Below are 23926 nucleotides of genomic sequence, written 5' to 3' on the forward strand. Positions count from 1 at the left end.
TCCAGGATAGCTTGATCCGCCCAGGACATGAAACGATACCCCGTGAAAGTGAAACGATTAACGTCAAGAAACTTATGGGTAGTGTGTGCCTACCGAGTTTTCGTTTCACCCAATATGAAACGATTCAGCCTGCGTGATCGAACAGCTCGCTTCACGAACCATCAATACCTATCTACGGACTTCTCAACTGCGAGATGGCTGCTGTCAGTGGCATCGCGCGAATACCCCCCTGCCCCGGTACTTCGCGATCACCAGCATAGACCAGCAATCGTTCTTCGACGTCCAATTCTTCGGCAGCGATATGGAACCCGCGCGTGACTTTCGGGCTCGTGGTGCGCTTGATCTCGATCGCCCAAAGCGTCTGGTTTGGCAGTTTCAGGATCAGATCGATTTCGGCACCTGCCGATGATCGATAGAAACTCGCCTCCGTCCCTCGTGGCGCGGCTGCAATCAGATTTTCGATACAGAAGCCTTCCCATGATCCACCGACGACGGGATGGCCAAGCAGAGCCTCGGTCGTTTCCAGTCCCAAGAGTGCATGGGCGAGACCGGCGTCTCGGATATAGACTTTGGGCGACTTTACCAACCTCTTTCCCGCGTTTGCATGCCATGGCGACAAACGCCGCACGAGCATCAAATCAACCAGGAGGTCGAGATAGCGTGCGACGCTCTGTCCTGAAACACCCAAGCCCGCCGCGATCTTGGCAGCATTGAGCAACCCACCCTGCTCATGGGCCAGCATCGTCCAAAAGCGGCGTAAGGTTTCTGCCGGAATGCGCAAACCGAAGGATGGGATGTCTCGTTCAAGATAGGTGCGAATGAAGTCTTCGCGCCAGGTGAGGCTTTCGCGGTCTGATCCCGCCAAAAAACTGTCGGGAAACCCACCGCGCAGCCAAAGCTGTGGCAAAGCCCCCTGCCCTACCTCATCAAGCGTGAATGGCGTGAGCTCATGATAGCTGACACGACCAGCGAGAGATTCCGCACTTTGCTGCAACAGAGTATTCGAGGCTGACCCCAGAAGCAGAAACTGACCAGTTCGGTGCCCTGCCCTTCTGCGGCGATCAATCTGTCCACGCAATGCGCCAAACAAGCCCGGGATCAGCTGCACCTCGTCAATGACAACAAGCTTGCCCGCTTGTTCATCGAGATACAGATCTGGTTCCTCAAGGATTTGGCGATCCGCCAGACGTTCCATATCAAGATAGACCGCATCGCGCGTTTCTGCGATATCTTGCGCCAGCGTTGTCTTTCCCACCTGACGTGGGCCAAGCAGTACAACACCTGCCTGGTTGTCTAGGGCGTGTTCAATGCGGCTGAGATGATTACGCGTTATCATACCTTGCATTTATTCCATTACATGGCATAATTGCAAGGTATGATATTGAAGGCGCCCAAATAGTCAGTGTTCAGTTACAACGCCCCTGAATCGGCTTTTTAGATCAGGCTACCCAGTGATATGACCTGAGCAGCAAAGGGTTCGCGCTGTAGCTTTTCTGCCTTTTCAGTGCTCATAACGCCCAAAACGGTCAATCTTCAAAGGGAGGCTTTGCTGTTCCAAGATCATATCATCCTAAGTTTGACCTCGGTTTCTTCAGCAATGTACGCCAATCAAGGCTCTTGTTGGATAGGTCTTGGCACAATTTGAACGCGTAGCCACGGTGATTGCTGATCGTCTCTGAGCGTTCCAAGAGATATCCTAAGATCATGAAACTGAGCGCTGGACCAAGGTCCTTTATCGAAAACCACGTGTTCCCAAGGTTGAGATATCCGGCAAGATCATCCATTAAGCGACGGCAGTCTTCTTGGTTCTTAGCAAACCTGAGTTCTGCGCAGAGCCTTGGGTAGGCGTGCTCCATCTCCTCTTGGCCAACTTCAATCTGAAAAGAATTTTCTTCTTTAACATACTGTGTTTTGGAAGTCTCTTTGTGCCCCTCAATTTCGGGGTCAGTGGCCCTCAAATCATTTGGTTCTGCAGAGCCTATCTTCGAGATCTCCACAGTGATTTCATCCAGAAGATCGCTCAAAGCGCGCTTGTCTGGCTGGCGTCTCAAAAGGTTGCGTGCCTTTGAGAGCAAGCCTTCGTCCCAATTGGCGGGCATGAGATGCGCTTTGAGGTTGCTCAGGGCCGCCGAGCACATGTCTCTGAGCCGCCCCAGCTCGTTTTGATGATCCTGGTGGTCTTGCGCCATGCGCACGAACTCAGGGTAACGTTCAGCGAGTGGCAGAAGTGACAGGCCTGTTGCAAGGACAATACTGCCCTGACGGTCTCGACGGGCCCAGCGTTTGCCATTGCCGCTTGATCGCCGCGTCAGCAAGCCTAAGGACACCAATTTGGCAATATGGCGTTCAACGGTTTGGATACTGACATGAGCGCGCTTAGCCAGTGAGGCATTTGATGCAAAGCAAATATGCCCGTCGTCGCGTGTTGCATCGACTTGATCTACCCGCAGGAACGAGATCATCGCTCTGAGGAGTGAGATGGACGTGCCTTTCAAGCCGAGTGGCTCCCGGATGTCTTCGATTACCTTGAGGAGTTGCCATTTGTTTTGGGCAATACCTCCCTGCCCCGTTGCTTTGCGCGACGAGCGTGCTCCAGCAGGAGCCATTCCTTGAATTGTTCTCATGATTTGCCTGCAGGCAAAGAATTCCCGTTCGCCCAAGAGCGTTTTTTATTGCTTAGCGATTCGGTGACTGCTACGATTCAGGTGTCTAATCTGAGAAGCGTAGAAATACGTTCAGCCCTCGAAGCTTTGGTTTCGGGGGTTTCTCTTTGCTTACGTCCTCCTTTGTTGCTCTAGCCTCTGGTGTCATCCACAGGGTTTACAGCTGTAAACTCCTGGTAGGATTTCTTGATGATGTCCTCGAGCTCACGGTCGAGCCACTCAGCAAATGCTGCGTTCTCCCCTGCCCGTTTGATAGACATCGCGATTGTTGCGCGTCCCGATTTGATTGTGACGCCTGGGACCGGTGTTGCCTCCCTGCCCTCGCTTGGACGCGCTCCACGCCGCGTAATCTCTCTCATAAGCTGCTCGAGGCGGTCATCTGACGACAGCTCGGCGCTCAACTTTGACAGGATTGCGAAGGATGATGATGCATTGACCTTTTTGGATGCGAAGGCTTCGGCCAAGGCGGTCCACTTCGGCCGTCCCGACTTTGGAGCGGCTCCAATCAGATCTCCAACATCGTCGGGAATATTGTCCGTGACCTTGGTCAGGTGGGATAGCCCTGACGCAGACAAGCTGAGGACCTGCCGGACGGTTTTGGTGTTATGGCCTGCTGCTTGAATGACGGCGGCAAACCGTGCCTTTTCGTAAAACGACAAGTTGCGACGTGCGGCATTCTCAAGGCCTTTGGCGAGAAGGGCCGTGGCGTCATCGAGATCTTGCACGTTGGCGCGGACTTTTAGTCCGAGTTCGCGGCAGGCGCGCAGGCGTCTGCGGCCGTAGATGATTTCAAACCGGCCCTCGGTCCCTGCCCTACGGACCAAAATGGGAACCTGTTGGCCACCGTCTTTGATGCTGGATTTGAGGGTTTCATAGCCGTCGCCGTCATCATCGGAGTTTACAGCTGTAAACCCGTCAAGGCGGTCTTTCGGTCCCCAGTCGTCAATGAGGCCTGGGTCAAGCTCGCGGATGGCAGACAGCGATCCTTGCAATGCGCCTAAGGCTGGTGCTGTGGTTTTTGTGGTTCGATCTTTGGGCCCTGGGCTGGAATTGGCAATTGTTTTGGCAATGCCGCTTAAATCCTGAAGTGATTTACGTGCCATCAGCTACGCCCCCATGCTTGGTGAATCATTGTTTCAACTTCGCGGCCTACCGCGTCCATGGATTGTTTCGCGCGGTCATAGGTCGCCCGTGTCATCTCTGAGCGCACGACCTCGTAGATCGACTGTTTGAGCATCGTGGCATCGCTGATTGCGGTGCTCTTAAGCGCCGTGGCTGTCATGACGCGATCCAAAAAGAGCGCGCGCATGAACGAGGTCAATTGTTGTGACGGCACATCTGTTGGCTCGTCGCGGGTGATCAGAAACTTGAAGTGATCATATTGAAGCTCGGCACCCGCATCCTCGATGACGCCCATATAGGCCCCGGCAAGCTCAAGGAACTGCGCGGTTGAGGACACATCGAGCATTGAGGGCGTAAGTGGGACGATGAGAGAGGTCGCGGCAGCCATGCCGGAGATCGTCAGGAAGCCCAATTGCGGCGGGCTGTCCATCAAGACAATATCGTACTGATCCTCAACCTGGGCCAATGCATTGCGAATGCGCAGGAAGAAGGGCTGGTCAGGATTTGAGTTTACCGCTGATTCAGTCTCGAATTCGGACAGCAGCAGGCGTGCCGGGGCCAGTGATAGGCCCGGAAAATAGGTCGCTATGATGACGTCAGAAAACGGCACCGGATCATCGTAGCGGATGGCGTCATAAACGGTGAGACCATCAAACTCGATCTCTGGGTTGATGCCGCACATCGAAGTCAGCGACCCTTGCGGGTCCAAATCGACCACCAGCACCCTGTAGCCGTGGAGCGCGAGATAGTGTGCGAGGTGAATAGTCGAAGTACTTTTGCTGCTACCGCCCTTGAAGTTCATCAACTGCCAGACTTGCAGCCGCTCGCCGTCTTTGCGGCCAGGGACGTATCTGCCCTTTGTTCGAGACGTTTTTTCCAAGATTTGGCGGGCTTCCCACAGCTCTTTGGCACTGTAGTAGCGGCGGCCAGCGCGAATGTCTTTAGGCTCTGGGATCGTGCCTTCGCCGTGGACTTTCCGCATGAACTGGCCGGACACGCCAAGCAATTCGGCGGCTTCTGGGGCCGAGAAGGGGCGCAATGATTTTGTGTTGTCGGGCGCGAATGCAGAGAGCAGATGCTCACTGATCGCACGGTTTAGCCGCTCGGAAATATCCGTTGCCAACTCCGATGGTCTGTCTGTTATACTCGGTGTCGCGGGAATCATCTGGTTGCCCCAATTTGCTCAATGTGGCTTTTTTCGCGCCACTTGGGGATAAAAGGTGCGATTCACCTCTCTAAGTCAACGATTTTCTTATATTTAGTGTCTAACACAGCGCAATGCGCAAGATAAGACACTACGGACTATCTGCTCATACGGTCAAAGTTTACAGCTGTAAACTCATCGAAATGTATCATTGGCTTGTTTGGTGATCGGATTTGATGGCCCATCTGGATCGGTCAAAAGACCAATGACGCAAATCTTCTCACATCGGAATGGTATTTCGCGATAGCGATTCCGCGCGAATAGCGCCGGGCCTGAACGGGCAGGGGGTTTATCCCCGCCTGTTCAGGTCACCCTCGCAAGATTGGATTCTGCGCCCCGTTGGTTCGGGTGCGGTTCGAACGCAAAAAAGGCTTCGCCGCAGCGAAGCCAGTTGATCCTCACCACAAGGATTGGAGAGGCTAGGGCAGGGCGCTTGTCAGCGCCCTGCCTTTTGTTCAAACCATGCCTTCGGGAAGCCACGCGTCGATGAGCTTGGCTTGGGCTTCTGTGACATTGTGAGCCTTACGCATTTCGGGATCGCCAAAAAGTGCTTCCAACTTTTCGGCCTTTTCGCTCTTTTTGAGTTTGGCGAAGGTGGTTGCGGTTGGATGATCCTCGGAGAGGTCCAGCAACTCGCACCAGAGATTGACGAGGTATGGCCCGCCGACGCGACCAAAGAAGTTTGCGGCAGTTGGCGTGAAGTTCTCACGGATATCGGTCTTAACGGCTTTGTCGATCATTTCACCCAAGTCTTCATCGACGAATAGTCGCGAGGCGAGATGGCGGATGATTTCCTCCATGATGAACTCTGGGCCTTTGGCTTTGTAGGCACGGAAGACGCGCCCCATGTCACTCCCGAACTTGGCGGATGGGGTTGGCTTGGTCAGACGTTCATCCAAAGTGTAGCCCGCCATTTCGGTTGTCGGAATGTTGGGGACTTCGGTTTCGCGCAAGCCCAGCACGTTGGTGTAGCCTGACTTGCCAGAAAGCTGGAAGGCGAGAAGGGCCAGCAACAGGTCTGGGTCGCGCAAGGCCGCGTGTTGCCGTGCGCCTGTCGCAATACGATCCAGATCGCTACGCAGCTTATTGGAAATGGGCGACTTGGTGCCAGTGCTGCCAGCGTGGTTGGATTTGGGTAAGACACCTGCCTCGATGGCTGCTTTCTTGTCTGTGCCGCGAATAAGACCTGTCTCACACTGCTCCGTGCCGCGACTATCGACATACACCAATACGCCCGCATGGGCTTTCTGCTCATCCGTGAATGACCCGTCCAGGATCGACTGCAGCGCTGCCAGTTTGGCTTGGCCTTCATCGTCCAGAGCGTCGCTTTCGGCCAGTTCGGCCAAGGCATCGTATTCTTCGCCTTGCTCTTCGGTCAGATCGCCGTTTTCCGCATAGATGCGTGCCAGCTTCATCTCGTCGATCTGATACCATCCGATGTAGCTATCATTGATGGGGTCGGCCCATTTCCAGCCTTCGGCGATCGAGGCCTCCGACGCTTCTGTCAGTTTCTTGCCAAACAATTCATCTAAGATGGCGGGATCATCGATCAGGACCTCGTCTGCAAAGAGATCGCTGCTCGTGCGCCCACCAGCCTCGATGTAGGCCTCAACGCCAACGTAGATGGCGCGCCGGTCACTGTCTTTGATGGCATCGGGTTTGAGCATCTTTTTGATGCGGTGATCGCTTTCACCGACGCCGCGCACGTTCTCCAAAACCTCAAGTGTCAATTTTTCATCATCGCTGATGGTGAAGGCGGCGGCGTTTGAGAGGCTGATGTCACCGCTGCGCAAAGCGTCAATGACGGGGCAGGGGAGGGTTGCCAGTGCAAGGCGACGGTAGACATGGGCCTCGGTTGCGCCGTAGGCCGTAGCGATGTCGGCGACAGTGGCTCCACGTTTCTCCATTGCGCCATAATCTTGGATTTCGTCGGCGGGGTGCAAGGCTTCGCGTTGTGCATTCTCGGACGTTGCCCAATACTCTGCCGTCGCCTGATCAGGTGCCATCTTCACCGTAACCGACTGAAATCGTTCATTATCCTGTAGTAGTGCAAGTGCGCGATAGCGACGTCCACCCACAACAACACCAACGCCTGTTTCATCGCGAAAGCCTGCGAGGTTCTGAATGAGACCGTAAGCGCGGATGTTTTCTGCAAGCGTGATGATGCTGGCCTCGTTGACCACCTTTCGTGGATTGAGGTCAGAGATATGCAGGTCAGCGAAGGGGATTTCCTCAAAGGTGACGGGCATGTTTGATTGATCGTTCATCGGATATATCCTTGTTTTGCGGTGATGGGTTGGATGTGCCTCGCCCGTCGATTGTTGATTTGAAGGGGAGGCACTGCGTGGATGCACCCGAGCTAAGGGTGCATCGCGTTCAGTATTCAGAGGCGTGTAGGATGGTGAGGACGCGCCGCGTTACGGCCACGTCTGCAGGGTCATCGCTGCCCATGCTGTAGTCTTTGTCGTAAAGATCGATCTTCCAGAATATGTGGTAGCTGTTGCCAGCGATCTCGAACTCGAACGCTCCAAAGGTGTGATCGCCGTAGGGGTCATTATCCTCAGAAAACTCTGAGAAGGTTTGCACCCGTTGCATGATGATGGCTTTGGCGGCTGGCGACAGGTCGGCCACGCCGCGCGTCAACATGATTTGACCGGGAACAGTAAAATCTGCCCCCCAAGTGGTGCGAAACCTGTCGTTTTGTTCGGCAATGGTTGCGTTGGTTTCAGCTTCGCTGCGGACTTCATTTGCTTGGGCCATATCGGTTTACTCCTTTGTGGTGTGGGTGGGGTCGTTGCCCCTTTGGTCGTCTGGTTTTGAGAAAAGCCCCTGAGGGCGTCGTCTCTAAAACCTGACCCACTGGCGAAGTGCCGGAGTGAGCAAGCGCACACCCCAAAAGTGCGAAAGTGGTGCGGCCCGCAGGCGAAGCCCGAGGACACGGTTTTGCTCTTATGGGGTTGCGCGCGCGAGAACCCAGCGGGTTCTAAAGCATCTGTCCCGAAGCGGCGTATCGCGCTTGCGCGAACCCCAAGGGACCATTGAGACAGGATCGGGCGAGATCCGCTGCACCAGCTGATCGTGACCCGAATGGGCAGATCACAGCGCCTCAGAGCCCATATGAGATAAAGAAGGCTTCCTGGCTCATCTTTGAGACAGGAGGGCGCCTATTGGATCAATGGGGTAGAGGAGCGGTGTTCTGGGCGCAGGACGGCCTGTCGGACGAAGCCTAGAGCGGCGATGACACGTCCTGAGGGCGGGGCAGGGGCCCAATTAGACCCTTTGGCTACTGAGACCGCCTTTGGCCTGTCAGAGGCGTTTGATCGTCTGCAGCAGTAATAGAATTGACAAACGAGGCCATTGCACACTGGAAACAGGTCCTAATCGGCATGTGTTCTCAGCGTCGCGCCTACCTTCCAATCAACGGCGTTGCCGCCACATGTTTTGGGGTGAGCTGCCAACCAAGTTAAAGCGATCGTAGCAATATGCCATTGGTTCAAACCTCAATGAGAAATGGACGTTTGGGGCAGGGGAGGTGTCACACCGCTCAAATCGTGAACTGCTCATCAGACATCGAGCCAAATCAGGTACTGCTCAAAATGCTTAGAAAAATATTTTTAAATCAATCACTTAAAAACCCGACTTGTGATGAAAAATCGAGCGGTTGCCCCATCGCCACTGAAACGGCTCGAGAACCGTCCTGTAACCGACACAGTGTGAGCACCTAAGGACTGTAAATTTGGGTGAAAGGCGCGGGCGATGCCCGCGCCTGACGTCTTAATTTGAGTAGGGGATGAAGCGATATTCACCGTCGTTCTCGGTCTTAACCGCGTTGGCACGGATTTCACCTGTGCCAAAGTTGATGGCGACGGAGAGGTAGTCATTGCCAGCTTGGCTTGTGGCGTTCCAGGCGCTGCCGATGCGGATTGAACGGTTGCGCGTGGATTTGGCGGTGATTTCGAAGTCTGGGTGCTTCTCGGTCTTCTTGTGAGGGTTTTCTGAGATTGCGATGTCGACATCGAATGTCAGGGAGGCGATCCAGCCGGTGAACGTGTTGTCGTTTGTGCGGGTGATTGTACCTTCGAGTGTCATGTCAATTCTCCTTTTGCTAAGTGACGAATTGAGCACGTCTCATGGCGACCGCGGATCACCGTAGCGCAGCATAGGGGAACCACCTTGCGGGGTTGATCCGCTCAGGGCGGTTTGAGGTAAGTGTGGTGAGGAAAGTTAGCAAAAAGGGGATTGCGGCACCCAATTCGAAGGTTCACGCGCAAACCGATGAGGTCGCTGGCTAGCATCCCGAATTGGCATAATGGCGTTCATCAGTGAGCAGTAAATTTACCGAAGTTCTACACCGATGTCCGACGAAAGCAGGGGCGGGAAGCGGACTTTCGCTGCATTTGCACTGGTTACACGGCGCTTGCGTGAAAGCTGCCATTCATACACTGGTTGATATTGAGAATGCTGCGACCGATCTAATGACCGCAAGGAGCCCAACCAAGACGTTGGTCGCTGCGCAGCGCCTGTCTGTTAAATGGTTGCCAAGCGAACGTCCGATACACGATCTAGATGGTGTCGGATGTTAAATCCCAAAACCACATCAACAAGGCGAATTGAACCGGTTGCGATGTGGTCTTCATAGCCATCCGCTAAGAAATACACCTGCCAGTCGTCTTCGAACCGCTGCTTCACGGCATACAGATCGTCCCACATGGACACAAACATCACCATGTTCTCGCCGCCCTAGACACACCGACCGAAGAATTGCCAAGATTTCCGGGATACCTTCAAAGACTTTCGAAGCGGTGGTCGAAAAATTCTCAAACAGTTCATCGACAAGGCCGTCTTAGACCTGAATTTCGAAAATTCTTGGGACTGGTCACTGTTTACGTGAACCTCTTGCTCAATCGTGGGACATCGTTCCGGTCGCGATGCCAAAGTGATGCTCTTGGTGGTGAGCACCAATCGTCATCAAGCCGTGGAACCCCAACGCTACAATCACCTGGGCGTCGCCTTTCACCCGGACGACCACACCAGAATCATTGATCTCAACTTTCGTAGTCCAGCCCGTCTCGGCGTCTAGGAATGGTGCATGTGCAGGGACCATTCGATGCAGCGCTTCGATGACCTCCGGCTCACCGGTGACACTGAATTGGACAGCATTATCTACCTTTGTTTGCAAAGCTACTGACTGGGTTGCAAGAAGCTCCATATCCACAAGATGTTTCTGAAGCGTCGGTATATCGACAGAGTCCCAATCCGTGTGCGGGTTCTGTCTGAGCATGTCCACGATTTCAGCCAAAGCGGCGAATGCAGACTGACCGACCTCTGCCGGACTATCGTGATTATGGGCATTTTGTGCCAACGCGGGGCTTCCTAAGAAAAGGGCAATGGCAAGGGCAAATCTGAACATCTGGTTCTCCATGTATCATCTTTTACTACAGACCTTGGGCAAATTGAGATATGATCAAGATCATATGATCCAATCACCCTTTGATATGTTGCCGTCTGATCGGCTGAAGAAGTTTACTGCCCCAAAAGGATCGGTTTTGTTCCGAGAGGGCGATCCTACGGAGGGTTTGTTCCTGAGTTTATCCGCTACGATCAAGATGGCGCGGAGTGGCCCGGACGGAGAGCCGGTTACGATACACACAGTGCAGGCACGCCAGTCGTTCGCCGAGGCTTCTGTGTTCGCTGACAAGTATCACTGCGACGCGGTTGTCCTATTCGAAGGCGAGGTCATTCGCATTCCCAAGCCAATCGTCTTGGCTGGACTTGCCGACCCCGAGTTCTCCACCGCCTACAACCGCATCATGTCTCGACAGGTCCAGGCTTACCGACAAATCGTTGAGATCATGTCGATACGGTCCGCTGTCGAACGCGTATATGCGGCGGTGGTTGCCGGTTTGTTAGACACCTCGGTCATGACCCTTTCGCAACGCATCGCGCTGACCCACGAAGCAACCTACAGGGCATTGCGGATACTAGTCAGACAGGGACGATTGGAAAACCCTAGCCGAGGCCAATACAATCTCCCGAAATAGCCATCACTGATGTGGCGGGTTTCTTCCGGCTTGAATTTCCTGGACGCGTTCCGGCCAGGTTGAGCGAATGTAGGCCAGAATATCCCAGATTTCTTCGTCAGATATGACATCCACAAACCCCGGCATTCCGCTTTTGAAATTAGCAATGCCCCGTTTCGCCAATGCTCCCTGCCCGCCCAACTTCGTGTAGGTGAATAGTAGCTGGTTATCATGGTGCCAGGTGTGACCGGTCTCATCATGAGGAGGAGCAGGCATCGTCCCGTCATCGTTCTGTCGCTGCCAGTTCGGCTGGCCCTGAAGCTCGGCTCCGTGACACGAGGCACACTGCTCCGCATACAGCGTCTGACCTCTCTCAAGATCACGATCTTCGAGTTCGTGCCCCGCAAGGGCGATTGTGGGCAGCAGGATTAAGGCCATGCATGTGAACCGGCTAATCATGTCACCTCCACCCAAGTTTTCATGCCCGTAGCCGAGTGCCCCAGCATGTGACAATGCAAAAACCACCTTCCGGGGTTGTCAAAGACGCAGATAATGTCTCTGCTCTCTCGGGCATTGACCAACGACGTATCTCGGAGCGGACCAAGTGATCCATCGTTAGCGACTTCGTAAAAGTGTTGCCCGTGCAAGTGAATTCCGTGCGGAAATGATGTGTCGTTCACCAGGGAAATTTGAACGGTGGTGCCACGGTCCAGCTTCAACCATGGTTCGTCAGTTAAGTCTGAGACGCCGTTGAAAGACCAAATATCCTCTCCTGGATGTTGTCCGCCCATGGCCCCGCCTTGCATCCGTAGAATTTCGCGGCGGTCGGGTTCTTCGGTTGGCTTGGCGATACCGTTCGACGGCAGTGGTAAAATCGTGGCGTTTCTCGCGGAGGGATTAGCACCTTCGACTGCGATGGTTCCCAAAGCGTAATTGTCTTGGCCAGTCCAAAAGCTGAATTCGATGTCGTCTAAAACATCGGCAATGATGTCGGCCCGTTGGGCGGGAGCCAGTGTGACGGTCCCGATATCTTCGACCTGCTCAAGGGGCATACCGTCCAGAGCGACCAGTTTGCCTTCGATCCCCGATAAATCGAGGGGAAAGACCCTGGCGTTCGCTGTGTTGATCAATCTGAGACGAATGCGATCACCTCTTCTGACAGAGGATTGCGACGGAATAACCCTCGCATAGTTTCCCATTCGGCCCCCATGGGCGAAATGAAACATCCCGTCGAAGTCGTCGATGAACTTGGCGTCTTCATCTATCCGCCAATCGTCCACGAATATGATGATGTCGGCGTCTACATCCGGCGGTGTGATCTCTTCGACAATGAGCGGGCCATAAAGCCCTCTGGCGACCTGCTCCCAAGACCGGCTATGCGAATGATACCAGAACGTCCCAGCGTCAGGGGCAACAAATCGATACGCGAACTCTCCGCCGTCAGGAACTGCGTCTTGAGTAAGACCAGGCACGCCGTCCATCTCATTGGCTATTCGGATGCCGTGCCAGTGAATGGAAGATTCTTGTCCTATCCTGTTCTCAAAGGTCACGGACAGTTCTTCACCTTGGCGAACTTTGAGAAGCGGTCCAGGTGTGTTGCCGTTGAATCCTAGCGATGGCGTTGGCCCGCTCTCGCTTAACTCACCTGCCAAAATTTGGGCGAGAACTGGCGCCGCCCACAGACGCTGAGTAGAAGCAACTACTTTTGAAGGGACTAGTGCGGCTGCCGCTGACGAAGCCAGAAATGTTCTTCTCGATATCGACATATCACTCACGATAGACCGAATGACACGACTTGCAATTCGTTCCAAGTGCTCTCATTGCGGCATTTACGTCGGCCAGTTCATTGATGGAAGTCGAGAATCCAATCGCGATCGTTTCAAGCTCTTTTGCCTTCTTGGTAAAATCCTCGAAGTTCGACCATATCTCGGGCCGTGCCTCTGACTTCGGGTCGTTCTCGTTGGCCTCAAACAAACCTGGCGTTGCGGCGGCATGTTCTGCAATAGCCGAAGCCGCCAACCTGGCTGTTGTTGCATCGAATTCAGTCGCACCTTTTGACATTTGGCCAAGGGTCTTCACATTCTCGGCTATGGCACTCATGCCGTCCATACGAGCCTTGACTGCTGGGTTTTGTACACCTTGGTGGGCCAGAGCGGCGGTCGTCGTGACAAGCACAAGGCCAAAGACTAGGGTTTTTCGTATCATGATTTTCTCTCGTTCAGTTGATGCCATTGGCACGTTGCAACTCACGGACGTATGCAACGATCATGGTCACATCCGCTCGGGTCAGCCCCTCGACAGGAGCCATGTTCCCAAAGGGCCAATGATGCTGACGAACGCCGAGCGCCACCGCTCTTTGAAACGCTTCATCTGCGTGGTGCGATGGTTCGTAGATTTTGTGGACAAGGGGTGGTGCAATATCTGTTTGGCCTACTGCGTTGGCGCCATGACAAGCTGAACACTTTGCCTCGAATGCTACTTTTCCAACCTGGGCATTGGCCGAAAGGGTTTCAGGAACGACAATTTCGACAATCGCCGACGTGGGTTGGTCGGGCACCAGGGCGACTTGGCTGTCCTTATCCAAAGTAAACCAATAGGCCAGTCCACTGACGCCCAATAGAACTAAAAAAAGTTGCAATGCCCGCATTAGATAATCCGTTTTCTTTTTTCCAGTGTAAGAGCTTCCAGCGAGTGGAAGGTCAACTGACCAATCCTGACGCTTTCGTGATCATCCATATCGCCATCCCGATCATCATCAGGTTTTCAGTCAACGAAACGAACCCAAGCGGAACATTCGTGTTGCCCCCAACACAGGCGCATTTTAATTCGCGTTTATCGATGTAGACAGCCTTAAACACACTCACAGCACCAATGCCGGCAACGACTAGGGCGACAGGGGCCGACACCCAAGTCAGAACGCCTGCCATCATGAGCAGCCCTGCACCTGTCTCCGCGAATGGATAATTATAGCCATAACGCACCCACCGTTGGGCCAACAGATCATAGTTTATGAACATCGTCGCAAAACTTTCCAAGTCCTTCAGTTTTTGAAGGCCGAGAAGAACCATAGAGATCGAAATGAACATTTCGATCGTCCGACCTGCGAACATCGTACCGAGTGAAATCCAGGTCACCGCGACCGCCATCAGTGCAGCCACGGAGAATAGTGCAATGACAGGTTGGTAGGTCGTTTCATCTTTGGATTTTACGGCTACGCCAAGATGTTTCGCCAAGTCCTCATATCCGCCAACGCGTTCGCCGCCAATGAAAGTTTGCGGCGTCGATTTCACGTTGTGTTCCGCCTTGAAGGCATCAACCGCATTTCGGCTGGTCAAGTGCTCGTCCTCGACTATGTAGCCGTGACGTTCCAGCAAGTCCTTTGACTTTAGGCCGAAAGGGCACATGTGATCGGCCATCACCATCCGAAAGAGAGTAGCGGTCTTGGTCGTTGTATCTTTGGGCATAGCGGCATCTCGTCTGTGGCTTGAATTGGCGTTACTCACCACCTAATGTCTCCAGTAACTGGAAAGTCAAGGAGCTTTGCGATGAACATATCAGCCGCGGCCGAAGCCGCAGGATTGCCAGTCAAAACAGTCAGATATTATGCGGATATCGGTCTAGTGGCTGCTCCCGCAAGATCCACTTCCGGGTATCGAACATATGACGACGCATCGATCCGAAAGCTTGCATTCATTCGAAGGGCACGGGAGTTCGGTTTCAGCATTGAAGAGTGCCGCGAATTGCTGGGCTTGTACGAAGACCAAAACAGAAGCAGCGCGGATGTAAAGCGGATCGCGTCGAACAAACTTGAAGAAATCCGGGCGAAGCAGAGAGAGCTACAAGCACTGCACGACGATCTCTCGCACCTTGTAGAAAGCTGCAATGGAGATCACCGACCTGATTGTCCAATCATTGAGTACTTGGCTTAGACTATGTGCGGTCAGCCGAAGCGAACCTTAGTCGAACGACCGCTAGGTCCCGCGTTGCAATCATCGGGACATCTCAACATGCTGCGGTATCCATCAACGTCCGCAATGCGGGCTGCTACTGCAGAATGTCAGGTGGGTCCTGAATGTCTCTTATGGGCCGTTTCATGTCACGATTTCACCCAACAAACCTTACGCATCGTCAGTAATCGACCCGCTCGAAGCCATAGTTTCCTACATAGTCTCGCCATTCCACGAACACCGCTCTGGCGAAGAGGGAACACCCATGACTGGTGCGTCCGAATGCTGTTGGAATTGCGCTCCTGTTGGCTCGATTCCAACTGAAACCTCCTTGTGTGTCATAACTTCCGATCCGGACACGTGCATACCTATCGCAATCCCCGTCGTCTCGGTCGTCATCAATTAGGACGTCGTAGACGCGGATTGAGCGGACGAAATTGAATTCCGGGCCGCTGATGTCGATGTCAGCGCGGTCTTGGACCAGCTGGAGTACAAACCCTTCCGGCAGAATGTCAGGTATTGGACCGGCAGGATTCAAGACGGCATTCTCAGTAGTCAGCGGTTTGTTCGCGGGTGACAAAAGTGGTCGCGGGCGATTTCGACTAGTGAACAAAATATCGTAGAAACGATCTCGATTTTCTGACGTGGCAACTGGGTCATAGGATGCGCCCATCGGACATCTCCAAATCTGTAATGGAGGTTCGATTGGCCAGGGAGTAATCCTCCGGATGAATTCGGCACGTGCACGGGCGCACGGAACTGATGCTGGCCAGCCGCCAGAGAGGCATAGAAGTATTGCGCAGTCGATTTGATACGTTTGAGCCTGAACACGATTTGCAAGGCCTACGGACGAACCAAAAAGTGCGAGTAGGGCGACAATTGAGTATTTTCGAAATGTGCGAAGCATGTGAAGAATCCTATCGAGTAGGGTGTAATCAGTATGACTACGTTAGTATATTATCGCAACTATAAATATATGATTGGTAAATTACGCATAATCTATCTTATGTTAAATAATGTCAGTTTGGCGCGGTGTCATGACTGCGCCAAACGGTCTTACCCCATCGTCGGCATAACGAACTCGGGATCGCTGCGAATACCGGACGGCCAGCGCGTCGTGATCGTCTTGAGCCGGGTATAAAACCGCACACCTTCCGGGCCGTGCATGTGGTGGTCGCCGAACAGCGATTGCTTCCAGCCGCCAAAGCTGTGGAAGGCCATAGGCACGGGGATTGGAACATTGACGCCGACCATGCCGACCTCGATGTCATGCGCGAAGGTGCGCGCCGCATCGCCGTCGCGGGTAAACACCGCCACACCGTTGGCGTAGTCGTGGGCGTGGATCAGGTCCACGGCCTCGGCATAATCCTTGCGACGCACGACCGACAGGACCGGGCCGAAGATCTCTTCGCGCCAGACCGTCATGTCGGGGGTCACGTTATCGATCAGGGTCGGGCCCACGAAATAGCCGTTCTCGTAACCTTGCGGCGCCGCAAAGTCGCGGCCATCGACGACGACTTTTGCGCCCTCGGCCGCGCCCTTGTCGATCAGGCCCAGGATTTTTTCTTGCGCGGCCTTGGTAACAACCGGACCCATGTCCGACGCTTTGTCTGCGGCGGGGCCGACCTTCAGCGCCTCGATCTTCGGCACCAGCTTTTCTACCAGTGCATCGGCCACGGCATCGGTCACCGGAACCGTCACTGAGATCGCCATGCAGCGTTCGCCGGCCGAGCCGTAGGCCGCACCCATCAATGCGTTGGCGGCCATGTCGAGATCGGCGTCAGGCAGGATGACCATGTGGTTCTTGGCCCCACCGAGCGCCTGCACGCGCTTTCCGTTCTTCGTGCCGGTCTCGTAGATGTACTTTGCGATAGGAGTGGAGCCGACGAAGCTGATCGCCTTGACGTCCGGATGGGTCAGCAGCGCATCAACGGCCTCCTTGTCGCCCTGGATCACGTTGAAGACACCCTCGGGCAATCCCGCTTCGGCCAGCCATTCAGCGATGAGAAGCGAAGCAGAGGGATCTCGTTCGGAAGGTTTCAGTATGAATGTGTTGCCGCATGCGATGGCAACCGGGAACATCCACATAGGCACCATTGCCGGGAAGTTGAACGGCGTGATGCCGGCGACAACGCCAAGAGGTTGGCGCAGCGCATGACTGTCAACAGCGGTGCCGACATTCTCGGTGATCTCGCCCTTAAGCAGGTGCGGCGCGCCGACAGCGAATTCGACAACCTCGAGTCCGCGTGTCACCTCGCCGACTGCGTCGTCATGGGTCTTACCGTGTTCGGCCGAAATCGCCTCGGCAAGCTGATCGGCCCGGTCCCACAGGATCATCTTGAAGCGGTCAAGGATGCGGGCACGGCGCAGCGGCGGCGTTTTCGACCAGGTCGCCCAAGCGATCTTGGCCGACGCAACGGCCGCGTTCACTTCGTCGGTCGAAGCCAGCGCGACGGTTTTTTCCGCCTCGCCGGTTGCGGGGTTGTAGACCGGCTGGCTGCGGCCGGACGTGCCTGCGACGCGGGCATTGTCAATGAAATGGGCGATCTCAGACATGGAAAACTCCTCCGTTTGCTGAAGGCTGTATCTCTCATCCGAATTCGCATATAAACAGACAATAATGGCAATCCGTTATGCAAAAACAGCTACATGAATTGGGATGATCTCCGATACTTCCTTGCCGTCGCCCGCGAGGGCCAGATGCTTCGCGCCGCCTCGCGTCTAGGTGTCAGCCAGGCGCGCCTAAGCCGGCACGTGGCCGCATTGGAAGAGGCGGTCGGCGCCCGCCTTTTCGAGCGAACGACGCGCGGCTCAACGCTGACGGAAGAGGGCGTGGCGCTGTTCGCGACGGCCGAACGCATCGAAGCGGAGGTGCTGGACGGCACCGCCCGAATGCGCGGCCGAGATGAGGTGGCCGGAACCATTCGCATCGGCGCGCCGGATGGGTTCGGCAGCGCGTTTCTTGCGCCGAGGCTTGGCAAGTTTCGAGACGCCTATCCCGATCTCCGAATCCAACTTGTCCCGGTGCCGCGCAGCTTCTCGCTTTCCGAACGCGAAGCCGATCTCGCGATCATGGTGGGTCGACCCGACAAGGGGCGACTGCGCGTGAAAAAGCTCGTTGACTATTCCCTCGGCCTATATGCGTCCGAGGGCTATCTGGCGCGCGCCGGAACACCAAGAAGCTTAGACAACCTTAGGTCGCACACTTTGATTGGCTATGTCGATGACTTGATCTACACGCCGGAACTCAATTATGCGCCGGAATTTGTCCGCGACTGGAGATCGGACATCGAGGTGTCCACCGCAATCGGTCAGTTCGAAGCGGTTCGTTCCGGGACGGGTATCGGGATTTGCCACGACTTCATGGCCGCAGAGGAGCCTGGTCTGGTGCGTCTCTTCCCGAGCGTGTCAGTGACGCGGAGCTATTGGCTTGTCTGGCACGAAAACCAGGCTGTGGCCCGCCGGGTTCAAGCTGTTGTCGAATTGCTGGACGAACTCGTGCGTGGTGACCGAATGCTATTTGGTGCGACCGAAGCGCCTCGTCAATCAATGGTTGCCAATCGCTCGTCGCCGTCAGATGCCAGTTGAGATGCGAACTTTTCGAGTTCCGAATCCGAAACCGAAACGGAATGCTCAGAGGCCGGATAGGCTCCGTTCGCGACATCGTCACCGAACTCCCTGAATGCCGCGATCCGTTCCTGCTGAAGCCGGTCCAGCTCGCTACGGAAATCCCGGTAGGTCTTGGCGTGGCGCGGTTTGTGGCCAGGCGTGTAGCCCAAAACGTCCTCGGCGAAGAGATATTGCGCATCGGCATGGGGTCCTGCCCCCATGCCGAGGAGGACGAGTTTCGTCCGTTTGGCGATCTCGGCCGCAACACGGTCCGGGACCACTTCCAGTTCCGCCCCGAAGCACCCGATCGCTTCGAGTGCCTTCACATGTCTGAAGACCTCCATGGCGCTGTCGGCCGTCTTGCCGACCGCCTTAAAGCCGCCCGTCCAAGTCGCCTTTGAAGGTATCAATCCGACATGGCTCACGACCGGAATGCCGTCGTCCGCCAAGGCCTTGATTGTCCCAAACGACGAGGCGCAATAGACGCAGTCGCCGCCCAACTGCATCGCCCGGTGCGCCGCACGCTGATAGTCTTCCAGCGTGACCAACTCGCCATAAAGCAGCCCGACCTGAACGAAACAGTTTCCAGCGGCTTCGCGCATCTCTGGGGTCCAAGCCGGGTCGATGATCGACAGCATATCAATCCCAGCCTCGCACGCAGCTGCGGCCTCGTCTGGTGTATCGACATAAAGCATGGTGAGTTTGCGCTTGCCCTTCAGCGCGCGGATGTCCGCGACTGTTGGCCGTTTATGATAGAGTCCCATGGTTTCTCCTTCGCTCAGGCCGCCCTAAGCATTTTTTTCAGGTTTTGCGCGGGGTCTGACAGTAACGCCGCGTCCACTCGGGCTCCTATCAGCCTTTGTGCGATCTTAATGTCCTTGGCGACCGCATTGCCCCGGCCCAACCCTGCTGCACCGACAAGCGCGCCGACACCGTCAAGAAAGAACAGAATTTCAACCCCGTCATCGAGCGCTCGGATCACCGTCGGATTTCCCGAGGTATCGCCGACACCCTGGAGGCCCAGATCGTATTGATCTGACCAGAACCAGACCGGCACATCGAACCGAACATCCCCGCCGGCAAGATTGCGGCCGGCAACCTCGCCCTGCGCCTGCGCGTTCTGCCAGGTTTCGTATCGCCTGTAGTTTCCTTTGGACGTCCTGACCGCCGCGCAATCGCCTGCCGCGTAGATCAGCGGGTCATCCGTCATGAGTTGGCCGTCGACTCGGATGCCATTCTCAACGGTCAGTCCGGTGGACCGGGCCAATTCGTCATTTGGCACAACGCCAACCGCGGCGATGACCAGATCGGCTTGGAGGAAGCGCCCGTCTTCCAACTCCACGCCGCGGTCGGTGCAAGAGGCGATGTGAACGCCACAGAGAATGCTCACACCTTCCTCGTGATGCTTCGCCGCCAGCCGCGTCGCCAGCCGCTCCGGCACATTGCGTCCCAGAGGCCGCAGCCCGGCCTCGATAACCGTGATCTGATTTCCGCGGGTCCTGAGCTCTGCGGCAAGTTCCAATCCGATAAGCCCTGCCCCGACAATCGCCACCTTCGTTGCCGTATCGCCAGCGTCATAGAGCGCGCGCGCGTCCTCGATTGTCCGCAGAACCTGCGCCCCGTCGCCACCGGGACAGGTCAAGGTGCGCGGCCGCGCTCCGGTTGCGAGAAGAAGTTTATCGTAAGAGAGCGAGCCGCCGTCCGACAGCGACACCACCTGTGCATTGCGATCGATGGCAGTAGCAGAGACGCCGCATTTGAGATGGATCGCCTTTACCGAAAGGATCTCCGGTGACGTGATCGGCTTTTCGACCACGCCCGAGGCATCCGGTTTCGACAGCGGCGGTCGTTCATAGGGCAGCGCATGCTCATCGCCGACAACCGTGATCGCGCCTTCGTACCCGGCATCGCGGGCCGCGAAGGCCGCCCGCATTCCGCATTCCCCGGCGCCGATAATGACGATGCCAGGCAACTCAGACCTCGATGAAGACACGGTCGCCTTCAACCTTGACCGGGTAAGTGCCCAGATTGGCGCAGACCGGCGCACGCTTTGCCTCGCCTGTGCGGTAATCGAACTGCCCGTTATGCTTCGGACATTCGATTACATAGTCCATCACCAACCCGTCTTCGAGATGCACATTCTCGTGGGTACAAAGTCCATCGGTGCAGAAGAATTCGTCATTCGGGCTGCGATAAATCGCGAATGTCCGGTCTCCGTGATCGAAGCGGATCAAATCCTCTTCGTCGATGTCATCTTTCGCGCAGGCGTCGATCCACTCGGCCATGTCGTCTCCCTCTCTTTTGATCTTTATTCTGCTGGTACGTTCAGTGCCTGTTCGTGCAGATCTTCCCTATAGGGTCGTGCCGACCCCGGCAGCTCGCGTTTGACAAAGAAATCCTCGTAGCGGAGTTGCCGCTTCAGCGCAGGCCAAATTTCCTTGTAAGCCTCAAATATCGACGCGTTTGCGGCGGGAAGGTCATGCTTGATCTTCTCGTGCAGTTCCGGAAGCCGGTGATAGGGCACCATCGGGAACATGTGGTGCTCGACGTGATAGTTCATGTTCCAGTAGACGAAGCGGCTGATCGGGTTGATGTAGACCGTGCGGCTGTTCAGCCGGTGGTCGAGCACGTCCTCAGCTAGACCGGCGTGCTGCATGATACCGGTCATCACGTGATGCCAAGCGCCATAGAGCCGCGGCAAGCCGATGACCATCAGTGGCAAGACCGATTGCACCGCCACGGCAAGCACGATTGTCGCGAGGTAGATCAGAACCCAAACGCGGGCGACGCCGATGACCTTGTGTTGCTCCTGTTCGGGAATGAATGTCGCTTCCTCTGGATCGAGATTCCCGGCGGCATTCACAAGCATCCGCTTCCACCCGTTCAGCGCATCGAAAATTCCAAAGAAGTTCAGAAAGATGCGGAACAACGCTGGCGGACGCATCGCGACAATCTCAGGGTCGCGGCCAACGATGATTGTGTCCGTGTGATGCCGCGCATGGCTCCAACGCCAGGACACGGGATTTCGGATCATGCAGAATGACGCGATCTGATAGACGACGTTGTTCATCCAGGGCGTCTTGAATGCAGTCCCATGCCCGCACTCGTGCCAACGACTGTCCATCGCCGAGCCATAGAACACGCCGTAGACCAGCCAGAACGGCACTGACCACCAGGACGGCCAAAGCGCGATACCGATCCCGGCGAGAACGATCATGGACCCGAACAAGATCATGGCATCCCGGATCGCGGGTTGGTCAGAGCGCTGCATTAGCGCTTTCATCTCCTTGCGAGGGATGTCGGTGTGATACCACTCGGCCGTGGCCAGACCCGTCTCGACAGCACGCTCGGAGTCCGGGCCAAGCAGGGAATAGTCGCGCTTCGTCATGATGTCCTCCCGAAACAACTTTTTCCGGAAATACAGGACACCTCTGGTTTCGCCTATACCTGAGCTTGCAAATCACATCAAATTGCATCATTAGTGCATCCAAAATGATGAAAAAACATCAACACAAATGAAGCCTCGTCGCCCCACACTGAAGGATCTGGCAAAGGCGGCCGGCGTGGGTGTCGCCACTGTGGACCGGGTCCTGAACGAGCGGCCCAACGTGCGCGAAGCCACGATTGAGTGCGTACTCGCGGCGGCCGAACGCATTGGCTATCCGACAGGAAAGTTGGAAGCCATCAGACTAGACGCCGCGCGACCGATGGTGCGATTTGGGTTTGTCCTCCACAAGCATGCACAAGAATTCTATCGCAATTTTGCGCATGCCCTCGAATGCGCTGTCGCCGCACGTACGGATATCCGCGGAAGATGCGATGTGCGATTTGCTGCGTCTCAGGCCCCGTCTGACTTTTCCTCCGAACTGACCAGCGTTGCAGCAACTTCCGACATTCTCGCGACCTCGGCGATCAACCACCCGACGCTGTCGGAGACGATCCGCGCCCTGCAAGATGAAGGGAAACCGGTTTTCTCGCTACTGAACGATGCCGCATCAGGCGTTCAGCAGAGCTATGTTGGCCTCGACAACGTGAAGGTCGGTCGGATCGCAGGGTGGATGATTGCCACGCAGATGCGGGAGGCCGGCAAAGTCGCGGTCTTCATCGGCGGGAACCGATGGCACGGACATATCCTTCGAGAAACGGGGCTCAGAAGTTACCTGAGGGATCACGCGCCGCAGCTTGAACTACTGGATGCCGTCGTGAATTTGGAGACGCGTCAGGTCACCTACGAGGCAACTCTCGATCTTCTCGACCGGCATTCCGATCTTCGCGGCATCTACGTGGCCGGTGGGGGGATGGAAGGCGCGATCGCAGCCCTGAGAGAAATGAGGCCGCCCGGCAAAGTGGCGCTGGTCGTGAACGAGTTGACGAACGAGAGCCGGGACGCGCTGGCCGATCGCTACGTGAGCCTAGTGATAGCAACGCCGCTCGATCAACTCTGCCGAGACCTCGTCGCGTCGATGATCGAATTGGCCCGCGGCGGCCCGAGCGAAACCTCAGGCCAGCACTACCTCATCCCGCAGCTCTTCGTGCCGGAGTCGCTTTGAGGCTCAGGCGTCGCGCTCCATGATCCATTCGACTTGCGGAGCGGGCACGAAACGCCATTTGCGTTTTGGTCCGGCCATGACATTGAGGTAGTACATCTCGAATCCGTATGGCGTACCGCAGGGGTGGTGCCCACGCGGGACCAGCACCACGTCGCCATCGCTGACGGCCATGGTCTCGTCCAGTTGCCCATCGTCGGTATAGACGCGCTGGATGCCGAAGCCCGACGCGGGATTCAGGCGGTGGTAATAGGTTTCTTCCAGATAGGTGATGCGGGGATAATCATCTTCGTCATGACGGTGGCTCGGGTAGGATGACCAGTGACCTGCAGGGGTGAAGACCTCTGTGACAAGAAGCGCGTCGCAGTAGTCTTCGTTTTCCATCGCGATGTTGTTGATATGGCGGGTGTTGGTGCCTTTGCCACGCTCGGTCAATGTGATGCCATCGGGACCAATGCGCCGCGCCTCATGACCGCCCATGCCCGGGGCAGAACAGACGGCAATGACGCAATCTGTTTCGGCCACAGCGTCCCATTCGGTGCCGTTTGGCAGGTAGAGGCAATGCGGCGGCGTTTTTTCAAAGACGTTTACCCGCTCACCCAGAACGCCCCAATCCTGCCCCGCGCCGGTGATCTTGGCCTTGCCTTCGACCATCACCAGAATGACCTCGCGCTCACCCGTGGCTTCGGAAGCGGTGTCGCCCGCCTTCAGCCGGTAAAGCGAAAAGCCCACGTAGCGCCAACCGGCGTTTTCGGGTGTGATCTGGTGCACCTTGCCACGGGTGCCAAAGGGTTTTCTAAGGAGGTCAGCCATT

Annotated in this window: 24 protein-coding genes; 4 read left to right on the forward strand and 20 right to left on the reverse strand. The window is 55.8% G+C overall.

Annotated elements, in window-relative coordinates; translation table 11 throughout:
* Positions 1-172: 172 nt before the first annotated feature.
* From AB1E42_RS14680 to AB1E42_RS14720, 9 genes are all read right to left on the reverse strand, one after another.
* Positions 173-1336: an ATP-binding protein gene (locus tag AB1E42_RS14680; protein WP_058314221.1), complete on the reverse strand. Its 1164-nt coding sequence runs from the start codon at positions 1334-1336 to the stop codon at positions 173-175.
* Positions 1337-1565: 229 nt separating this feature from the next.
* Positions 1566-2624 carry a helix-turn-helix domain-containing protein gene (locus tag AB1E42_RS14685; RefSeq protein ID WP_368346481.1) on the reverse strand — a complete coding sequence of 353 codons (1059 nt, stop codon included), beginning with the start codon at positions 2622-2624 and terminating at the stop codon, positions 1566-1568.
* Between the two features lie 170 nt (positions 2625-2794).
* Positions 2795-3766 carry a plasmid partitioning protein RepB gene (gene repB, locus AB1E42_RS14690; protein WP_058314209.1) on the reverse strand — a complete coding sequence of 324 codons (972 nt, stop codon included), beginning with the start codon at positions 3764-3766 and terminating at the stop codon, positions 2795-2797.
* Entirely contained in the window at positions 3766-4950 is a 1185-nt protein-coding gene (gene repA, locus AB1E42_RS14695) for a plasmid partitioning protein RepA (RefSeq protein ID WP_368346482.1), read from the reverse strand. Before repA ends, repB begins: the two co-directional genes overlap by 1 nt.
* Before the next feature lie 494 nt (positions 4951-5444).
* Entirely contained in the window at positions 5445-7256 is a 1812-nt protein-coding gene (locus tag AB1E42_RS14700; RefSeq protein ID WP_368346483.1) for a ParB/RepB/Spo0J family partition protein, read from the reverse strand.
* A gap of 109 nt (positions 7257-7365) precedes the next feature.
* The gene (locus AB1E42_RS14705) at positions 7366-7749 is read right to left on the reverse strand and encodes a DUF3768 domain-containing protein (protein WP_368346484.1); all 384 of its coding nucleotides are present in this window, start codon (positions 7747-7749) and stop codon (positions 7366-7368) included.
* A gap of 1014 nt (positions 7750-8763) precedes the next feature.
* Complete coding sequence (locus tag AB1E42_RS14710) at positions 8764-9078, reverse strand: DUF736 domain-containing protein (RefSeq protein WP_203243204.1); 315 nt, start codon at positions 9076-9078, stop codon at positions 8764-8766.
* A 438-nt stretch (positions 9079-9516) separates the two neighbouring features.
* Positions 9517-9699 (reverse strand): hypothetical protein, encoded by a 183-nt coding sequence (locus tag AB1E42_RS14715; protein ID WP_368346485.1) that lies wholly within the window; start codon positions 9697-9699, stop codon positions 9517-9519.
* Between the two features lie 190 nt (positions 9700-9889).
* A complete protein-coding gene (locus AB1E42_RS14720; protein WP_368346486.1) occupies positions 9890-10399 on the reverse strand; it encodes a hypothetical protein in 510 nt (169 codons plus the stop codon).
* On the opposite strand from AB1E42_RS14720, the gene AB1E42_RS14725 reads away from it, so the two are divergent.
* Positions 10377-11030, forward strand: a complete 654-nt coding sequence (locus AB1E42_RS14725) for a Crp/Fnr family transcriptional regulator (protein WP_368346487.1) — start codon at positions 10377-10379, stop codon at positions 11028-11030. The two genes, AB1E42_RS14720 and AB1E42_RS14725, sit on opposite strands and share 23 nt — an antisense overlap.
* A 3-nt stretch (positions 11031-11033) precedes the next feature.
* On the opposite strand, the gene AB1E42_RS14730 is transcribed toward AB1E42_RS14725, so the two are convergent.
* The 5 genes from AB1E42_RS14730 to AB1E42_RS14750 are packed head-to-tail and all read right to left on the reverse strand — an operon-like array spanning position 11034 to position 14473.
* Entirely contained in the window at positions 11034-11447 is a 414-nt protein-coding gene (locus AB1E42_RS14730; RefSeq protein WP_368346489.1) for a c-type cytochrome, read from the reverse strand.
* Positions 11448-11464: 17 nt separating this feature from the next.
* The gene (locus AB1E42_RS14735) at positions 11465-12775 is read right to left on the reverse strand and encodes a multicopper oxidase family protein (RefSeq protein WP_368346447.1); all 1311 of its coding nucleotides are present in this window, start codon (positions 12773-12775) and stop codon (positions 11465-11467) included.
* Between the two features lies 1 nt (position 12776).
* A complete protein-coding gene (locus AB1E42_RS14740) occupies positions 12777-13214 on the reverse strand; it encodes a cytochrome c (protein ID WP_368346448.1) in 438 nt (145 codons plus the stop codon).
* Between the two features lie 13 nt (positions 13215-13227).
* Positions 13228-13656, reverse strand: coding sequence for a cytochrome c (locus AB1E42_RS14745; protein WP_368346449.1), 429 nt, complete (start codon positions 13654-13656; stop codon positions 13228-13230).
* Positions 13657-13708: 52 nt separating this feature from the next.
* A complete protein-coding gene (locus AB1E42_RS14750; RefSeq protein ID WP_368346450.1) occupies positions 13709-14473 on the reverse strand; it encodes a MauE/DoxX family redox-associated membrane protein in 765 nt (254 codons plus the stop codon).
* Positions 14474-14554: 81 nt separating this feature from the next.
* Between AB1E42_RS14750 and cueR the strand changes: the two genes are divergently transcribed.
* The gene (gene cueR, locus AB1E42_RS14755; protein WP_368346451.1) at positions 14555-14938 is read left to right on the forward strand and encodes a Cu(I)-responsive transcriptional regulator; all 384 of its coding nucleotides are present in this window, start codon (positions 14555-14557) and stop codon (positions 14936-14938) included.
* A gap of 1074 nt (positions 14939-16012) precedes the next feature.
* Here the strand turns inward: cueR and AB1E42_RS14760 are convergent.
* Positions 16013-17512, reverse strand: coding sequence for a CoA-acylating methylmalonate-semialdehyde dehydrogenase (locus tag AB1E42_RS14760; RefSeq protein WP_274656488.1), 1500 nt, complete (start codon positions 17510-17512; stop codon positions 16013-16015).
* A gap of 93 nt (positions 17513-17605) precedes the next feature.
* Between AB1E42_RS14760 and AB1E42_RS14765 the strand changes: the two genes are divergently transcribed.
* Positions 17606-18544, forward strand: a complete 939-nt coding sequence (locus tag AB1E42_RS14765) for a LysR family transcriptional regulator (protein ID WP_274656486.1) — start codon at positions 17606-17608, stop codon at positions 18542-18544.
* Here AB1E42_RS14765 and AB1E42_RS14770 read toward each other — a convergent pair.
* The 4 genes from AB1E42_RS14770 to AB1E42_RS14785 are packed head-to-tail and all read right to left on the reverse strand — an operon-like array spanning position 18499 to position 21953.
* A complete protein-coding gene (locus AB1E42_RS14770; RefSeq protein WP_274656484.1) occupies positions 18499-19329 on the reverse strand; it encodes a 3-methyl-2-oxobutanoate hydroxymethyltransferase in 831 nt (276 codons plus the stop codon). The genes AB1E42_RS14765 and AB1E42_RS14770 overlap by 46 nt on opposite strands.
* A gap of 14 nt (positions 19330-19343) precedes the next feature.
* Positions 19344-20498, reverse strand: coding sequence for an NAD(P)/FAD-dependent oxidoreductase (locus AB1E42_RS14775; protein WP_368346452.1), 1155 nt, complete (start codon positions 20496-20498; stop codon positions 19344-19346).
* Between the two features lie 40 nt (positions 20499-20538).
* Positions 20539-20850 carry a MocE family 2Fe-2S type ferredoxin gene (locus tag AB1E42_RS14780; RefSeq protein WP_368346453.1) on the reverse strand — a complete coding sequence of 104 codons (312 nt, stop codon included), beginning with the start codon at positions 20848-20850 and terminating at the stop codon, positions 20539-20541.
* 23 nt (positions 20851-20873) lie between these two features.
* Positions 20874-21953, reverse strand: a complete 1080-nt coding sequence (locus AB1E42_RS14785) for a fatty acid desaturase family protein (protein WP_368346454.1) — start codon at positions 21951-21953, stop codon at positions 20874-20876.
* 175 nt (positions 21954-22128) lie between these two features.
* On the opposite strand from AB1E42_RS14785, the gene AB1E42_RS14790 reads away from it, so the two are divergent.
* Positions 22129-23115: a LacI family DNA-binding transcriptional regulator gene (locus AB1E42_RS14790; protein WP_368346455.1), complete on the forward strand. Its 987-nt coding sequence runs from the start codon at positions 22129-22131 to the stop codon at positions 23113-23115.
* A 3-nt stretch (positions 23116-23118) separates the two neighbouring features.
* Here AB1E42_RS14790 and iolB read toward each other — a convergent pair whose 3' ends face one another.
* Entirely contained in the window at positions 23119-23925 is an 807-nt protein-coding gene (gene iolB, locus AB1E42_RS14795; RefSeq protein WP_368346456.1) for a 5-deoxy-glucuronate isomerase, read from the reverse strand.
* Between the last annotated feature and the right edge of the window lies 1 nt (position 23926).

This window comes from Pelagovum sp. HNIBRBA483, from assembly GCF_040931995.1.
Lineage (GTDB): Bacteria > Pseudomonadota > Alphaproteobacteria > Rhodobacterales > Rhodobacteraceae > JAEPMR01.

Excerpts from the sequence above, each read along its gene's own strand:
- AB1E42_RS14680 (WP_058314221.1), bottom strand. The coding sequence starts at position 1,336 with ATGATAACGCGTAATCATCTCAGCCGCATTGAACACGCCCTAGACAAC.
- AB1E42_RS14685 (WP_368346481.1), bottom strand. The coding sequence starts at position 2,624 with ATGAGAACAATTCAAGGAATGGCTCCTGCTGGAGCACGCTCGTCGCGC.
- repB (WP_058314209.1), bottom strand. The coding sequence starts at position 3,766 with ATGGCACGTAAATCACTTCAGGATTTAAGCGGCATTGCCAAAACAATT.
- repA (WP_368346482.1), bottom strand. The coding sequence starts at position 4,950 with ATGATTCCCGCGACACCGAGTATAACAGACAGACCATCGGAGTTGGCA.
- AB1E42_RS14700 (WP_368346483.1), bottom strand. The coding sequence starts at position 7,256 with ATGAACGATCAATCAAACATGCCCGTCACCTTTGAGGAAATCCCCTTC.
- AB1E42_RS14705 (WP_368346484.1), bottom strand. The coding sequence starts at position 7,749 with ATGGCCCAAGCAAATGAAGTCCGCAGCGAAGCTGAAACCAACGCAACC.
- AB1E42_RS14710 (WP_203243204.1), bottom strand. The coding sequence starts at position 9,078 with ATGACACTCGAAGGTACAATCACCCGCACAAACGACAACACGTTCACC.
- AB1E42_RS14715 (WP_368346485.1), bottom strand. The coding sequence starts at position 9,699 with ATGTGGGACGATCTGTATGCCGTGAAGCAGCGGTTCGAAGACGACTGG.
- AB1E42_RS14725 (WP_368346487.1), top strand. The coding sequence starts at position 10,377 with ATGGCAAGGGCAAATCTGAACATCTGGTTCTCCATGTATCATCTTTTA.
- AB1E42_RS14720 (WP_368346486.1), bottom strand. The coding sequence starts at position 10,399 with ATGTTCAGATTTGCCCTTGCCATTGCCCTTTTCTTAGGAAGCCCCGCG.
- AB1E42_RS14730 (WP_368346489.1), bottom strand. The coding sequence starts at position 11,447 with ATGGCCTTAATCCTGCTGCCCACAATCGCCCTTGCGGGGCACGAACTC.
- AB1E42_RS14735 (WP_368346447.1), bottom strand. The coding sequence starts at position 12,775 with ATGTCGATATCGAGAAGAACATTTCTGGCTTCGTCAGCGGCAGCCGCA.
- AB1E42_RS14740 (WP_368346448.1), bottom strand. The coding sequence starts at position 13,214 with ATGATACGAAAAACCCTAGTCTTTGGCCTTGTGCTTGTCACGACGACC.
- AB1E42_RS14745 (WP_368346449.1), bottom strand. The coding sequence starts at position 13,656 with ATGCGGGCATTGCAACTTTTTTTAGTTCTATTGGGCGTCAGTGGACTG.
- AB1E42_RS14750 (WP_368346450.1), bottom strand. The coding sequence starts at position 14,473 with ATGCCCAAAGATACAACGACCAAGACCGCTACTCTCTTTCGGATGGTG.
- cueR (WP_368346451.1), top strand. The coding sequence starts at position 14,555 with ATGAACATATCAGCCGCGGCCGAAGCCGCAGGATTGCCAGTCAAAACA.
- AB1E42_RS14760 (WP_274656488.1), bottom strand. The coding sequence starts at position 17,512 with ATGTCTGAGATCGCCCATTTCATTGACAATGCCCGCGTCGCAGGCACG.
- AB1E42_RS14765 (WP_274656486.1), top strand. The coding sequence starts at position 17,606 with ATGAATTGGGATGATCTCCGATACTTCCTTGCCGTCGCCCGCGAGGGC.
- AB1E42_RS14770 (WP_274656484.1), bottom strand. The coding sequence starts at position 19,329 with ATGGGACTCTATCATAAACGGCCAACAGTCGCGGACATCCGCGCGCTG.
- AB1E42_RS14775 (WP_368346452.1), bottom strand. The coding sequence starts at position 20,498 with ATGCGGGCGGCCTTCGCGGCCCGCGATGCCGGGTACGAAGGCGCGATC.
- AB1E42_RS14780 (WP_368346453.1), bottom strand. The coding sequence starts at position 20,850 with ATGGCCGAGTGGATCGACGCCTGCGCGAAAGATGACATCGACGAAGAG.
- AB1E42_RS14785 (WP_368346454.1), bottom strand. The coding sequence starts at position 21,953 with ATGACGAAGCGCGACTATTCCCTGCTTGGCCCGGACTCCGAGCGTGCT.
- iolB (WP_368346456.1), bottom strand. The coding sequence starts at position 23,925 with ATGGCTGACCTCCTTAGAAAACCCTTTGGCACCCGTGGCAAGGTGCAC.